General features: G+C 72.5%; 14 protein-coding genes. 5 read left to right on the forward strand and 9 right to left on the reverse strand.

What is annotated here, in order from left to right:
• Nucleotides 1–13: 13 nt before the first annotated feature.
• On the reverse strand, nt 14–1,249 hold the full coding sequence (locus ACIGDI_RS14700; protein WP_399897613.1) for an extracellular solute-binding protein: 1,236 nt from the start codon (nt 1,247–1,249) through the stop codon (nt 14–16).
• A 245-nt stretch (nt 1,250–1,494) separates the two neighbouring features.
• Between ACIGDI_RS14700 and ACIGDI_RS14705 the strand changes: the two genes are divergently transcribed.
• Nucleotides 1,495–1,713, forward strand: a complete 219-nt coding sequence (locus ACIGDI_RS14705) for a dodecin (RefSeq protein ID WP_200698837.1) — start codon at nt 1,495–1,497, stop codon at nt 1,711–1,713.
• A gap of 54 nt (nt 1,714–1,767) precedes the next feature.
• Here ACIGDI_RS14705 and ACIGDI_RS14710 read toward each other — a convergent pair whose 3' ends face one another.
• The 4 genes from ACIGDI_RS14710 to ACIGDI_RS14725 form a co-directional block, all read right to left on the reverse strand.
• The gene (locus ACIGDI_RS14710; protein ID WP_399895616.1) at nt 1,768–2,259 is read right to left on the reverse strand and encodes a hypothetical protein; all 492 of its coding nucleotides are present in this window, start codon (nt 2,257–2,259) and stop codon (nt 1,768–1,770) included.
• Nucleotides 2,260–2,306: 47 nt separating this feature from the next.
• Nucleotides 2,307–2,597 (reverse strand): dsRBD fold-containing protein, encoded by a 291-nt coding sequence (locus ACIGDI_RS14715; protein WP_399895619.1) that lies wholly within the window; start codon nt 2,595–2,597, stop codon nt 2,307–2,309.
• Between the two features lie 113 nt (nt 2,598–2,710).
• Nucleotides 2,711–3,412 carry a CBS domain-containing protein gene (locus tag ACIGDI_RS14720; RefSeq protein ID WP_399895622.1) on the reverse strand — a complete coding sequence of 234 codons (702 nt, stop codon included), beginning with the start codon at nt 3,410–3,412 and terminating at the stop codon, nt 2,711–2,713.
• A gap of 54 nt (nt 3,413–3,466) precedes the next feature.
• A complete protein-coding gene (locus ACIGDI_RS14725; RefSeq protein WP_399895625.1) occupies nt 3,467–4,414 on the reverse strand; it encodes a universal stress protein in 948 nt (315 codons plus the stop codon).
• Nucleotides 4,415–4,977: 563 nt separating this feature from the next.
• Here ACIGDI_RS14725 and ACIGDI_RS14730 point away from each other — a divergent pair.
• The gene (locus ACIGDI_RS14730; protein ID WP_399895628.1) at nt 4,978–5,115 is read left to right on the forward strand and encodes a hypothetical protein; all 138 of its coding nucleotides are present in this window, start codon (nt 4,978–4,980) and stop codon (nt 5,113–5,115) included.
• A 52-nt stretch (nt 5,116–5,167) separates the two neighbouring features.
• Nucleotides 5,168–5,590 (forward strand): (2Fe-2S) ferredoxin domain-containing protein, encoded by a 423-nt coding sequence (locus ACIGDI_RS14735; protein ID WP_399895631.1) that lies wholly within the window; start codon nt 5,168–5,170, stop codon nt 5,588–5,590.
• A gap of 67 nt (nt 5,591–5,657) precedes the next feature.
• Here the strand turns inward: ACIGDI_RS14735 and ACIGDI_RS14740 are convergent, their stop codons facing one another.
• On the reverse strand, nt 5,658–6,455 hold the full coding sequence (locus ACIGDI_RS14740) for an SDR family oxidoreductase (protein ID WP_399895635.1): 798 nt from the start codon (nt 6,453–6,455) through the stop codon (nt 5,658–5,660).
• Between the two features lie 137 nt (nt 6,456–6,592).
• Here ACIGDI_RS14740 and ACIGDI_RS14745 point away from each other — a divergent pair, with 137 nt between their 5' ends.
• Nucleotides 6,593–7,591: an LLM class flavin-dependent oxidoreductase gene (locus tag ACIGDI_RS14745; RefSeq protein ID WP_399895638.1), complete on the forward strand. Its 999-nt coding sequence runs from the start codon at nt 6,593–6,595 to the stop codon at nt 7,589–7,591.
• A gap of 56 nt (nt 7,592–7,647) precedes the next feature.
• On the forward strand, nt 7,648–9,990 hold the full coding sequence (locus ACIGDI_RS14750) for an ATP-binding cassette domain-containing protein (protein ID WP_399895641.1): 2,343 nt from the start codon (nt 7,648–7,650) through the stop codon (nt 9,988–9,990).
• On the opposite strand, the gene ACIGDI_RS14755 is transcribed toward ACIGDI_RS14750, so the two are convergent.
• The 3 genes from ACIGDI_RS14755 to ACIGDI_RS14765 form a co-directional block, all read right to left on the reverse strand.
• Nucleotides 9,954–10,355 (reverse strand): hypothetical protein, encoded by a 402-nt coding sequence (locus ACIGDI_RS14755; RefSeq protein WP_399895644.1) that lies wholly within the window; start codon nt 10,353–10,355, stop codon nt 9,954–9,956. The two genes, ACIGDI_RS14750 and ACIGDI_RS14755, sit on opposite strands and share 37 nt — an antisense overlap.
• A 90-nt stretch (nt 10,356–10,445) precedes the next feature.
• Entirely contained in the window at nt 10,446–11,618 is a 1,173-nt protein-coding gene (locus ACIGDI_RS14760; protein WP_399895647.1) for a right-handed parallel beta-helix repeat-containing protein, read from the reverse strand.
• 124 nt (nt 11,619–11,742) lie between these two features.
• Entirely contained in the window at nt 11,743–12,936 is a 1,194-nt protein-coding gene (locus ACIGDI_RS14765) for an alanine--tRNA ligase-related protein (RefSeq protein ID WP_399895650.1), read from the reverse strand.
• Between the last annotated feature and the right edge of the window lie 38 nt (nt 12,937–12,974).

The raw sequence follows: 12,974 nt of genomic DNA on the forward strand, positions 1-12,974 counted from the left end.
CCGAACAGGCGGGTCAGCCCAGGCTGTTCAGCACGCCGGTGATGCGCCGGGAGGCGCGGCGGGCCTCGGTCGCCGGGTCGGCTCCGGTGAGCACCTTGGTCATGTACGGCTTGATCGGGTTGTCGGCCTCGACCGCGCCCCACTGGGGCGTGGCCGGTGTCGCCCGTCCCTGTGCGGCCCCGGCCGCCATGGCCGCGACGCCCTCCTCACCGGCGACGGCCTTGGCCAGGGACTTGCGGTTGGGGACGTAGTTCATGGTCCGGGCCAGGTCGGTGTCCCAGGTGGCGCCGGTGAGCGCGGCGACGACGGCCACGGCGCCGTCCCGGTCGCGTGTGTTGTTCGGTACGACGAGGTCGGAGCCGCCGGTGAAGACGGCGCCGGGGTGGTGCGCGGTCCGGCCGGGGACGGGGAAGAAGCCGATCTTCTCCTTGAGGCCGGGGTTGCGCTGGACGATGGCCCGGGCCTGCCCGGGCACGGCGACGATCTGCGCCACCCGCCCCTCGGCGAAGACGCCCGCCTGCGGCGGGTGTTCCTCGTCGGAGCCGACGGGACCGTGGCCCAGCGCCTGCAGACGGCGGTAGAAGTCCATGCCGCGCAGGGCCGCGGGGGTGTCCAGCGTGCCGCGCCAGCCGCCGCCGTCCCGGTCGCTCGCGAGGTCGCCGCCCTCGTCCCAGATGAAGCCGGCGAGGGTGTACCAGTCCTGTCCGGCGAGGTAGATCCCCTGGACGCCGCCGGAGTCGAGCCGCCGCGTCGCGCTGAGCCAGTCCTCGCGGGTGCGCGGTGCAGCGGTGACGCCGGCCTTGGCGAACAGGTCCTTGCGGTAGATGACGACTCGGTTGGCCGCGTACCAGGGAATGCCGTACTGGTGGGCGCTCTGCTGGCCCGGCTCGGCGAGGCCGGGCAGCCAGTCGCTTCTTCCCCAGCGCAGTGACTCCAGCGTCAGATCGAGCAGCCGGTCCCCTTCCACGTACTGCGGGACCTGCGTGTTGCCGACCTCGATGACGTCGGGTCCGTGGCCGGAACCGGCGTCGAGGGCGGCCTGCACCTTCGCGCCGATGCCGGTCCACTGCTGGATGCGGATGTCGAGCCGGAGGTCGGTGTGTTCGTGCTCGAACCGCTCGGTGAAGCGGCGCAGGAAGTCCTGGGAGGCGCTGTCCTTCATCAGCCACACGGTGACCGTGCGCCGGTCGGAGTCGCCCGGGACGAGTCCACAGGCGCCGACGAGGCCGAGCGGGGCCAGGGCGAGCATGCTGCGACGTCTCACGAGGGGTCCTGTTCTGTCTGCGGACAGGGAAGGGGGCCCGGCGTGGGGGGACGAGCGCGGGGCTCGTACGGGTGTGCCCGGATTTTGGTATGGACCAATGCGGGGGGTCAAGAGGTGCAAGGGCCGCGAAGCAGACGTCTCGCGCTCCGCCGCAGCTTGGGGCACCGTGGAGTGACGCGTGACACACGTGACACTGCGGTCATCACGGCCGTACGGAGAGGAGCACCCGCATGTCGAACCACACCTATCGGGTCACGGAGATCGTCGGCACCTCCACCGACGGTGTCGACCAGGCCATCCGCAACGGCATCGACCGCGCCTCGCACACCCTGCGCAACCTGGACTGGTTCGAGGTCACCCAGGTGCGCGGCCAGATCGAGGAGGGCCGGATCGCGCACTGGCAGGTCGGCCTGAAGGTGGGTTTCCGGCTGGAGGAGGAGTCGCACTGACGGCCCCGCGGGCCGCGCTCAGGTCCGCCCCTCCCGCTGCCCGGCCGGCGGCGCTCAGGTCCGCCCCTCCCGCTCCTGAGCCACCTTCAGCTCGGTCGACGGGGCCGCCCACCGGGCCCGTACGACCCTGAACCCCGCCCGTTCGGCGTCGTCGCACACCAGCTCGTCGTCGTCGACGAACAGACGGATGTCACGGGTGCGGGCGAGGCGGCGCAGGATCTCCAGCTTGGTGCGGCGGGCGGGCCTGCGGTCGTCGTTGCGCCGCATGTGGAGCCGTCCCTCGGGCAGTCCCTGGGCGGCGAGCCAGTCCAGCGTGTCGCGCCGGCAGCGCTCGGGGCGGCCGGTGAGGTAGACGACCTCGCACTCCTTCGCGCTCTCCAGCGCCAGCTCGACGCCCTCGGCGATCGGCGGATCGTCGGGGGCGGCCGCGAAGAAACCGTCCCAGTCGCGCGGCTTGCGCTCCAGGAACCGCTGACGGTGCGCGGTGTCGGCGAGGGTGTTGTCCAGGTCGAACACGGCGAGGGGGCGTGCACTGCTGTCGGTCACCCCTCCACCCTAGGCAGGCGGTGCGGGCGGCGGGCGGCGCGGGCGGCTCACATGGCCCAGCCGAGGGGCTGACGGGGCTCGCGCTCGGCGCCGCCGGCGGCCGTGCCCTCGACGTCGTGCTCGGCGAGGGCCACCAGCTGCCGGCCCAGGTCGTTCAGGGCCCGGCCCGCGGCCAGCTCGTCGCCGATCTCCGGCACGTCCGAGTCCGCGGGGTTGCGGTGCGCTACCCCGTGGCCGGTGAGCGTGGTCGTACCGGTGTCCAGCACGACATGCGCCTTGGTCGTCCTCTCCTCCTCGAAGAGGTGGAGACGCATCCTCCACTCGCTGGTGTGCGCCATGGCGTCCCTCCTTGCACGGGCAGGCTCCGCGCGGGCCGGGGCCGCCCGTCCCGCACCTCCATGCTCGGACGCCCGCGGGAGCCTGTCACCCGGCGCCGCCGGGGAACCGCTGCCTACATGTGGCCGGGAGAGACACCGGCCGGGAGCGGCCGGGAGTCGTCCAGGCGGTAGCCGAGATCCTCCGTGACGGCCACGACCCCGTCGACACGCCGGGCGACGAGCACCGCGAGCCCGGTGTCGCTGCGCCGTTCCACATGCCCGCGCAGCTTCACGACACCGCAGGTGACACCGACGTCCACCAGGTAGCGCGGCTGGCAGAGCGCCGAGGCCACCTGGTCGCGGACGTCACGGCGGATGTCCTCGTCCGGGCGCAGGAAGACCCGCAGCAGGTCGCCGCGGGTGACGATGCCCACCAGCCGGCCCTGCCGGTCCAGCACGGGCAGCCGCTCCACGGCGTGCCGCCGCATCGTGCGCGCCGCCTGTGTCACCGACTCGTCGAGCTCGGCGGTGACGGCGGGCCTGGTCATCAGGTGTTCCGCGGTCGTGGCCCGCGCCTTTGCCGCCGCCGCCCGTGCGGAGCGGGTCAGCCGGGGCAGCCGCGGGCGCCCGCCCCGCCGCACGTCGTCCTGCGCCGCCTGCCGCTGGAGCAGATCGGTCTCGGAGATCACCCCGAGGACCCGCTCCTCGTCGTCCACCACGGGCAGTCCGCTGATGCGATGCTCAGCCAGCAACCCGGCGACCGTCTTGAACGACGCGTCGCGGGTCGTGCGCACCACCTCCCGGGTCATCACGTCCTCGATCGTGCGGTGTCTCATCGTCTTTCCTCCTGCTCCTTCCGGACTTCGGTCGTGCATGTCGGCCGTCCTCGCTCAGTCGGCGGGGACGAGGTAGACCGGGCAGTGCGCGCGGTGCAGCAGCGCGTGGGTGACCGGGCCGAGGCGCGGCGACGGCCCCCGGCCGTGCGGACGGTGTGCCGTGATCACGACGGCGTCGGCCGCGCGCGTGGCCTCCACCAGGGACTCGGCCGCGCCGCCCCACACGGTGTCGGTCTCGACCCCGACCGCCGGGAACTTCTCGCGCAGCGCGGCCACGGCCGCCCGGGGCACCGCCGACTGCTTGCGCGCCTTGGTCTCCAGCTCCGCCCGCAGCCGCTCGGCGGAGACCACGGGACCGGCTCCCGACGTCGCCGGCAGGACACAGCTGTGCAGGACCCTTACCCGGGCGCCCCGCTGCTGCGCCTCCTCGAAGGCGAACCGGGCCGCCTCGGTCTCGGTGTCGGTGCCCACGCCGACCAGCACCTCGCCGTGCTCCAGACCGCCGTACGCGGCCTCACCCCGTACCACCAGCAACGGGCTGCGGCAGCTGCCGGCGAGCCGTCGGCTCACCGAGCCGGACACCAGTCCGGTGATATCGCTCAGACCGCGGCTGCCGATGACGGTCAGCGTGGCGTGCTCGCCCCGGCGCGTCAGCTCCGCCACCGCCGGATGCGGGCTCAGGGTCGCCGTCACGTCCAGTTCCGGAGCCTGCTCGCGCACACGGGCGACGGCGGACTCCAGCACGGCGTGCGCCCGCTCCAGGAGAGACGACGTCTCCTGCCCCGGGCCGCCCGGAAGTCCCTCGGAGGCGCCGTGCCTGGCCCACGGCCAGCCGTGCAGGATCTCCAGCGGAGCCTGGCGCGCCACCGCCTCCGCGACCGCCTGGTCCAGGGCCCGCAGCCCCTCGCCGGACCCGTCCACCCCCACCAGCACATGGCCGTGCAGGGCGGGATGGGGCGCGTACCTGCCGTAGTCCCAGAGGCTTTCGCGCTCATGCGTCATGACCTCTCCTCTCCTGGCCCGGAAGGCCCTCGAGCGCGCCCGGCACGCACCTGCCCACGCGTTGGTCCCTCTCGTCACTTCCAGCCTCGTGAAGAGGCGGCACACCGTGCTTGGGCCCAACGGGCACGAGCCGAGCCACTCGGCCCACGCCGTCCACTGACCGGCCGGACGCCGTGCCGACGGGCACCGGTCGGCGCCGGACCGGGCGCACGGCGGACACCCGAAGGGGCCGAACGGCCCTGCGGGACGGTCCCCTTCGGCCCTGGTACACCCTCCGGGCAGCCGTACGCTGGAATCAGCCTGCGGGGCGAGCGAGGGAGCGCATCCGGGAAGCCACCTTCGACAAGGGACACGAGCCCTTGTCAAAGGAAGGGACGACGGATGGGCTGAGAGGCCGGAAGGTCGAAGGACCGGACGGCGACCTCCATCACCTGATCCGGACCATACCGGCGAAGGGAGCCCACCTCGCAGGTTCTGTCGTGCCCGGGGGGCAACCTTTCCTCCCTCTGCGGCCACTGCCGTGCGAACAGCCACACGGCGAGTACGCGGAGGCGGGAGGCCCCATGCGCGGCAACACGGCGATCTGGACGGCCGCGGTTGTGAGCGCGGCACTGACGGCGGCATCGGGAACGGCGGGCGAGGCGTCGGCGCCGTCCTTCCTCGTACCGCGCAACGGGGCGGACATCGGGGCGCGCTTCTGACCCGACGGACCCGGTGGGGCGGGGCCCAGGACGGATGGATCATGCTTCTCCCATGGCATCCCGGTTCTCCGCCCCCCGCACCACTCTGATCGGCGCGGCCCAGCAGCGCCCCTGCACGCTCGTCGTCTGCCGGGGCTGCTGCTGCGGCGACCCGCGCAAACACCCGGGCAGCGACCACTCCTGGCAACTGGAGCGGCTGCGCGCCGCGGCGGCCGAGTCCGGCTTCCAGGTCCGTACGACCGACTGCCTGGGCCCGTGCGACCAGGCCAACGTCATCGTCGTGCAGCCGTCCGCCGCGGGCCGGCGGGCGGGCGGCCGGGCCACCTGGGTCGGCTTCGCGATGGACGACGACTGCACCCAGGAGGTCATCGACTGGGCTGCGGCGGGCGGCCCGGGCCTCGCCGAGCCGCCGGTGACCCTGGAGCTGCAGTTCATCAGCCCGCCACGCGACGCCCGGACGCGCAGCCGCCGCTGAAGCCCGAGTTCGAGGGCGGGAGTGCGTGCCGGAGTCCGCGACGCCGAGCCGATCCGGACGACAGGGGCTAGGCCAGCCCGCCGTTGCTCATCAGCAGCTGGCCGTTGATCCAGCCGCCCTCCGCGGAGCACAGGAAGTCCACCAGGTGCGCGGTGTCCCGGGGTGTGCCCAGCCGGCCGAGCGGGGTGGCGCGCAGGGAGTGCTCGCGGACGTCCTCCGTCATCCAACCGGTGTCGACGGGGCCGGGGTTGATCACGTTGGCGGTCACGCCGAGGCCGGCGAGCTCGTGGGCGGCGGCCAGGGTGATCCGGTCGAGGGCCCCCTTGCTCGCCCCGTAGGGCAGGTTGCCGACGGTGTGGTCACTGGTGAGGGCGATGATCCGGCCGGCTCCCGCACTTCCGGCGAAGCGCCGCCCGAACTCGCGGATCAGCAGCCAGGTGGCGCGGGCGTTGACGGCGAAGTGCCGGTCGAAGCTCTCCACGGTCGTGTCGAGCAGTCCGGAGTCGACCGACTCGCAGTGGCACATCACCAGCGCGGTGACCCCGCCCAGCCGCCGCTCGGCCTCCTCGAGGACGCGGGCCGGGGTCTCCGGATCGGCGAGGTCCGCCTCGATCGCCGCCGTGGACGCGCCGAGCCCGTTCAGGTCCGCGATGATCGCCGCGGTGGCGCCGGCTTCTCTGCCCCAGGTCATGCGGTCGTCGTAGGGAGCCCAGTAGGTGAAGGCGACGTCCCAGCCCGATGCGGCCAGGCGGCGGGCGATCCCCGCGCCGATGCCGGCCGTGCGGCCCACGCCGGTGATCAGGGCGACGGGGCGGACGGCGGCCCCGCCGGGCACGGTGGGGTCTTGATCGGTAGTCGTCGTCACGATGGGAGATCGTCCCGGGGCGGCCTCGGGGCGTCAACGGCTTTTCCCGGAGCCGCGGACGCGGCGCGCGCGCCCGCGGATCGGCCCCCGGGTGGCGACGTCAGGAATCCTGGGGGCCGCCCGCTGTTGAACCCTGTATGAGCTCCCTGATCGCCCAGACCCGTTTCTCCGTGCTCGACCGCTCCCGGACCCGCGAGGGCCACACGAACGCGGAGGCGCTGCGGGACACCGTGCGACTGGCCCAGGAGCTGGAGGGGCTGGGCTACCGGCGGCTGTGGGTGTCGGAGCACCACGGTGTGCCCGGGGTCGCCGGGTCCGCGCCGACCGTGCTCGCCGCCGCCGTCGCGGCCGCGACGCGCACGATCCGGGTCGGCACCGGGGGCGTGATGCTGCCCAATCACCGGCCCCTGGTCGTGGCCGAGCAGTTCGGGGTACTGGAGTCCCTCTTCCCGGGACGCATCGACATGGGGCTGGGACGGTCGGTGGGCTTCACCGACGGTGTGCGCAGGGCGCTGGGCCGGGACAAGGAGGCCGCCGAGGACTTCTCGGGGCAGCTCGACGAACTGCTCGGCTGGTTCCGCGGCACCTCCCCCACCGGCGTCCACGCCCGCCCCGCCGAGGGCCTGACCGTGCCGCCGTTTGTGCTCGCGATGGGCGAGGGCGCCGACATCGCCGCCCGGGCGGGCCTGCCGATGGTGATCGGCGACCTGCGCAACCGGGAGAAGATGCTGCGCGGCATCGACCGCTACCGCGCCACCTTCCGCCCCTCCCCCTGGGCGGCGGAGCCGTACGTCGTCGTCTCCGGCACGGTCGCCGTGGCCGCCACGCCGGAGGAGGCCCGCCGCCTGCTGATTCCGGAGGCCTGGTCGATGGCGTACTCCCGCACCCACGGCACCTTCCCGCCGCTGCCGCCCGCCGAGCGCGTGGAGGCCCTGACGATGACCGCGAAGGAGCGCGGCTTCTACGAGGCCGGGCTCGCCGGACATGTCGCGGGCACCGAGGAGCAGGTCGCGCACGAGCTGGAGACGGTGCTGAAGGAGACGGCGGCGCAGGAGGTGCTGGTCACCACCAGCACGTACAACAGGGCAGCGCTGGTGGACTCGTACCGCAGGCTGTCGCGGATCTTCGGCGGGTGACGCGGCGCGACCGCATACAATCGCCGGGTTTGCAACGGAGCGACGGAGCCACCCCCATGCCCACCCCCCACGACCCGTACGTCCGTGTCCGCGGCGCCCGCGAGCACAACCTCAAGGGCGTGGACGTCGACATCCCGCGGGATGTGGTGACCGTGTTCACCGGCGTGTCCGGTTCCGGGAAGTCGTCGCTGGCGTTCGGCACGATCTACGCGGAGGCGCAGCGCCGCTACTTCGAGTCGGTCGCCCCGTACGCGCGCCGGCTGATCCACCAGGTGGGCGCGCCGAAGGTCGGCGAGATCACCGGGCTGCCGCCCGCGGTCTCGCTCCAGCAGCGCCGCTCCGCCCCGACGTCCCGGTCCTCGGTCGGCACGGTCACCAACCTCTCCAACTCCCTGCGCATGCTGTTCTCCCGCGCCGGCACCTACCCGCCGGGCGCCGAACGCCTCGACTCGGACGCCTTCTCCCCCAACACCGCCGTCGGCGCCTGCCCGGAGTGTCACGGCCTGGGCCGGGTGCACCGCACGAGCGAGGAGTCGCTGGTCCCCGATCCGTCGCTGTCGATCCGCGAGGGCGCGATCGCCGCCTGGCCGGGCGCCTGGCAGGGCAAGAACCTGCGCGACATCCTCGACGCCCTCGGGTACGACGTGGACCGGCCCTGGCGCGACCTGCCCGCCGGGCAGCGCGAGTGGATCCTGTTCACGGACGAGCAGCCGGTGGTCACCGTGCACCCGGTCCGCGACGCGGACCGCATCCAACGCCCGTACCAGGGCACGTACATGAGCGCCCGCCGCTACGTCATGAAGACGTTCGCCGACTCCAAGAGCCCCACGCTGCGCGCCAGGGCGGAGAGCTTCCTGGTCGCCGCCCCCTGCCCGGCCTGCGGCGGCGCCAGGCTCCGCCCGGAGGCGCTGGCGGTGACCTTCGCGGGCCGCACCATCGCGGACCTGGCGGCCCTGCCCCTGGCCGACCTCGCGGATCTCCTGGTCGGCGAGGACGAGCCCGCCCGCGCGCTCACCGACGACCTGCGCTCCCGCATCGCACCGGTCCTCGAACTCGGCCTCGGCTACCTCGGCCTGGACCGCGCCACCCCCACCCTCTCCACGGGCGAACTCCAACGACTGCGCCTGGCGACGCAGTTGCGCTCCGGCCTGTTCGGTGTCGTGTACGTCCTCGACGAGCCGTCCGCCGGCCTGCACCCGGCGGACACCGAGGCCCTGCTGACCGTGCTGGAGCGGCTGAAGACGGCCGGGAACACGGTGTTCGTGGTCGAGCACCACCTCGACGTGGTGCGCGGCGCCGACTGGCTGGTGGACGTGGGCCCGCGCGCCGGGGAGCACGGCGGGCAGGTCCTGCACAGCGGCCCCGTGGCGGAGCTCGCCGGGGTGGAGGAGTCGGCCACGGCCCGCCACCTCTTCCACCGCTCCCCCGCGCCGGAACGCCGAGCACGGCCCGCTCGCGGGCAGTTGAAGGTGGGCCCCGTCACCCGGCACAACCTGCGGGCGGTCACGGCCGAGTTCCCGCTCGGCGTGTTCACCGCGGTCACCGGCGTCTCCGGGTCCGGGAAGTCCACGCTGATCGGCGAGATCACCGAGGATTCGCCGGGTGTGCGACGGCTGGTGTCGGTCGACCAGAAGCCCATCGGCCGCACCCCGCGCTCCAACCTGGCCACCTACACGGGCCTGTTCGACGTCGTGCGCAAGGAGTTCGCGGCCACGGAGGAGGCCGTGAAGCGCGGTTACGGCGTCGGGCGCTTCTCCTTCAACGTCGCGGGAGGCCGCTGCGAGACCTGCCAGGGCGAGGGATTCGTCAGCGTGGAGCTGCTGTTCCTGCCGAGCACCTACGCGCCGTGCCCGGACTGCGGAGGGGCCCGCTACAACCCCGAGACGCTCGAAGTGACGTACCGGGGACGGAACATCGCGCAGGTGCTGGACCTCACGGTGGAGAAGGCCGCGGACTTCTTCGCCGAGACCCCGGCCGTGGCACGGAGCCTGCGCACGCTCCTCGACGTCGGCCTCGGCTATCTCAGCCTCGGACAGCCCGCGACGGAGCTGTCCGGCGGTGAGGCCCAGCGCATCAAGCTCGCGACCGAGCTGCAGCGCGGCCGCCGCGGCCACACCCTCTACCTCCTCGACGAACCGACGACCGGCCTCCACCCCGCCGACGTGGAGGTCCTGATGCGGCAACTGCACGGTCTGGTGGACGCGGGCCACACGGTGATCGTCGTCGAGCACGACATGTCGGTCGTGGCGGGCGCTGACTGGGTGATCGACCTGGGGCCGGGCGGCGGGGACGCGGGCGGACGGATCGTGGCGGCCGGGCGGCCGGCCGAGGTGGCGGCGGTGGCGGGCAGCGCCACGGCGCCCTACCTGGCGCGGGCGCTGGCCCCCCACACCCGCTGAATCAGGGTGGCCAGGACCGCGGTCGCGGCGAGGCTGCCCACCATGACCATGATCACCCCGACCATGAACAGACCGCTGGAGTCGTCCGACCAGTCGAGGTAGGCGGCGAGCGTCAGCCCGGCCGTGGTGCCGAGAACAGCTCCCGCGATGTGGCTCCGGGAGGCCGCCCAGAACAGCGGCACGAGCAGGGTCAGCACCAGCCCGATCACCTGCCACGGCTGGTAGGGGCCGCTCGTCGTGCCGTCCGGCTGGACGTCGTAGTGCTGGTCCCAGCCCAGCCAGGCGGCCCAGAGCGCGAGCGCTGCGCCGGCCGGCACGAGCACCGGCAGAAGTCGGGACACGGGGTTCGGGAGTCCTTGGGTCATGGCCCAAGCGTTCCGCCGCGGCCCCGGCAGGGCACAGAGCGCACGTACTCAGATCCGTCCGAGTACGTGCGCTCCGCCCGTCGAGTACCGCTACGGCGTCACCCGAACGCCGCCGAACGTCACCGCGAGGCTGCCGTCCGAGGCGAAGGACCAGCCCAGGCCGCCCGAGTAGGAGGAGCAGCGGGAGCCGTTCGAGCCGGTCCAGAACTGGTTGGAGCTGTCGGTGTTGCCGACGGTCTTGTCGTTGGAGCCGCTGACGGCGAAGCGGCACGAGGTGTTGTTGCGGAAGACCGAAGTGCCCGCGTCGAAGGAGAAGTTGCGCTCCGCGTTGTCGACGCTCGCGTTGTTCGAGATCGTCATCGTGCCGGGGTTGCTGTTGTACGTGAACCCGTGGTGGCCGTTGCGGTAGGCGATGCTGTGCCGGACGACGTGGTTGACCGCGATGTCGTCGCCGCCCAGCTTGTAGCCGTTGCGGTCGCCGTTGGAGTTCACGGTGCCGTTGCTGAGCGTGCCGTTGTTGTAGGACAAGGAGTACTCGATGGTCACCGGGCCGATGGCACCCGTGTCGGTCTTGGTGTACAGGTCCCAGCCGTCGTCGATGTTGTTGTGGGAGACGTCGTAGCGGAACACGTTCCCGGTGCCGGTAGTCAGTTTCGCGGCGAAGCCGTCGGCGTCCTCGCCGTCGGAGTCGGCGTTGTCGTGCGACTCCGAGCTCACGATCAGGTTGTTCGACGGCCACTGGCTGCTGGGCGTGCTGGAGGAGATCCGGCCCAGCTGCAGCCCGGTGTCGCGGTTGTACGCCGTCACCGCCCGCTCGACGACGTTGTTGCTGCCGCCGACGTAGATGCCGTTGTCCCCGGCGTGCTGGACGGTGATGCCGTACAAACGCCAGTAATCGGCGTTGAGCTGGATGCCCCGGTTCGACGAACTCTCGCTCTGTGCCGCGAAGTCCAGTACCGGCTTCTCGCCCGGGTAGGCGGTCAGCGTGGTACGGGCACTGGAGGTGCCGTTGCTGCCAGCGGGGATCGTGATCGTCGACGAGTAGTTGTACGTCCCGCCGCGCAGGTAGATGGTGCCGCCCGAGGCGATGCGGCTGATCGCCGTGGCGAGCGTCGTCGGGGCGGACTGCGTGCCGGCCGCGCTGTCGGTGCCGCTCGGCGACACGTACTGCGTGGCGCTCGCGGCCTGGGCCGGCGCGCCCGACAGGGCGACGAGCGCGCCGGCCAGCAGGCTGACCGACGCGAGGACGGATCTCACGTGCATGGTGGTTCCTCCGGTTCGTCCGTGACCAGGGATGCCGTGCAGGAGAAAGCGCTTTCAATGGTTCCCGGACGGGAACGTAAGCGCTTGCTGTGAACGCGTCAATAGCTGTGTGCCTGATTCTTATTCACGGACATGAACTCGACTGAGGTTCGAGCAGTCCCACGACGAGGTCGCGGGGCAGGCCGTGGGTGTCGTGGAGGTAGCCGAAGTCCTCCTCGCTCAGCGGCCGCCGGAACTCCTGCCGGGACAGCAGACGGCGCCCGCGTTCGAGAAGCCTCGTGAACTTCCGCTCCTCCTCCAGGAGTTCATGGCGAACCCGGTCGACGTCGCAGGACTGGCGGAAGTGGTCGAGGGTGTGCAGGAGGGGGTGCGAGGGCAGGTCGGACAGGCTGCGGGAGGGGTCGTCGCGCCGCAGGGTGGTCAACAGGCGGCGGATCAGCCGGCGCAGGACGTAGCCGCGGCCGGTGTTGGACGGTCGTACTCCGTCGCCCAGCACGACGACGCTGGAGCGCAGATGGTCGCAGACCAGCCGTGTCGACTGCTCGTCGCGCAGGTCCCACAGGCCGGGCACCGTGGACGTCCACGGCTCGAACAGGTCCGTGTCGTAGACCGACCGGTGGCCCTGCAGGAGGGTCACGAGCCGCTCCAGGCCCATGCCGGTGTCGACACCGGACCGGCCGAGGGGTTCGAGGCCGCCGTCCTCGTGCCGGTGGTAACGCATGTGAACGTGGTTCCAGATCTCCACCCACCGGGAGTCGGTGGTGGGGGTGCCCTGGGGCGGGGTGCCCTCGCCGCCGGTCCAGACGAAGATCTCGGAGTCCGGGCCGCACGGGCCGACCGGACCGTTGGACCACCAGTTGTCCTCGGTGGTCGACTCCACGGGCAGCCCCAACTCCTCCCAGGTGCGCAGGGATTCGACGTCCGGGCCGACCTGCCCGTCGCCGCCGAAGACCGTGACGTACAGCTGCTCCCGCGGGATGCCGAAGCCGTCGCGCAGCAGCTCGTACCCCCAACGCAGGCTCTGTGAATGGCCGTAGTCGCCGAGCGACCACGAGCCGAGCATCTCGAAGACCGTCAGATGCGTCGGGTCGCCCACCTCGTCGAGGTCGGTGGTGCGCAGGCAGCGCTGGACGTTGACCAGGCGCCGGCCCTGGGGGTGGGGACGGCCCAGCAGGTAGGGGGTGAGCGGATGCATGCCGGAGGTGGTGAACAGCACCGGGTCCGAGGGCGGCGGCAGCAGTGTGCTGCCGGTGACGGGGCGGTGCCCGCGCTCGCGGTAGAAGTCCAGGAAGGTGCGGACGGTCTGCTCGGTGTTCATGACGGTGGTCCTTCGGGTCAGGGGACCGGAAGGGACCG

The sequence above is a fragment of the Streptomyces sp. NPDC085900 genome, assembly GCF_044540925.1.
GTDB lineage: Bacteria > Actinomycetota > Actinomycetes > Streptomycetales > Streptomycetaceae > Streptomyces > Streptomyces gilvifuscus.

What these genes read in the sequence shown, in the direction of transcription:
- ACIGDI_RS14700 (WP_399897613.1), bottom strand. Translation starts at nt 1,249, where the DNA reads ATGCTCGCCCTGGCCCCGCTCGGCCTCGTCGGCGCCTGTGGACTCGTC.
- ACIGDI_RS14705 (WP_200698837.1), top strand. Translation starts at nt 1,495, where the DNA reads ATGTCGAACCACACCTATCGGGTCACGGAGATCGTCGGCACCTCCACC.
- ACIGDI_RS14715 (WP_399895619.1), bottom strand. Translation starts at nt 2,597, where the DNA reads ATGGCGCACACCAGCGAGTGGAGGATGCGTCTCCACCTCTTCGAGGAG.
- ACIGDI_RS14720 (WP_399895622.1), bottom strand. Translation starts at nt 3,412, where the DNA reads ATGAGACACCGCACGATCGAGGACGTGATGACCCGGGAGGTGGTGCGC.
- ACIGDI_RS14725 (WP_399895625.1), bottom strand. Translation starts at nt 4,414, where the DNA reads ATGACGCATGAGCGCGAAAGCCTCTGGGACTACGGCAGGTACGCGCCC.
- ACIGDI_RS14730 (WP_399895628.1), top strand. Translation starts at nt 4,978, where the DNA reads ATGCGCGGCAACACGGCGATCTGGACGGCCGCGGTTGTGAGCGCGGCA.
- ACIGDI_RS14735 (WP_399895631.1), top strand. Translation starts at nt 5,168, where the DNA reads ATGGCATCCCGGTTCTCCGCCCCCCGCACCACTCTGATCGGCGCGGCC.
- ACIGDI_RS14745 (WP_399895638.1), top strand. Translation starts at nt 6,593, where the DNA reads ATGAGCTCCCTGATCGCCCAGACCCGTTTCTCCGTGCTCGACCGCTCC.
- ACIGDI_RS14750 (WP_399895641.1), top strand. Translation starts at nt 7,648, where the DNA reads ATGCCCACCCCCCACGACCCGTACGTCCGTGTCCGCGGCGCCCGCGAG.
- ACIGDI_RS14755 (WP_399895644.1), bottom strand. Translation starts at nt 10,355, where the DNA reads ATGACCCAAGGACTCCCGAACCCCGTGTCCCGACTTCTGCCGGTGCTC.
- ACIGDI_RS14760 (WP_399895647.1), bottom strand. Translation starts at nt 11,618, where the DNA reads ATGCACGTGAGATCCGTCCTCGCGTCGGTCAGCCTGCTGGCCGGCGCG.
- ACIGDI_RS14765 (WP_399895650.1), bottom strand. Translation starts at nt 12,936, where the DNA reads ATGAACACCGAGCAGACCGTCCGCACCTTCCTGGACTTCTACCGCGAG.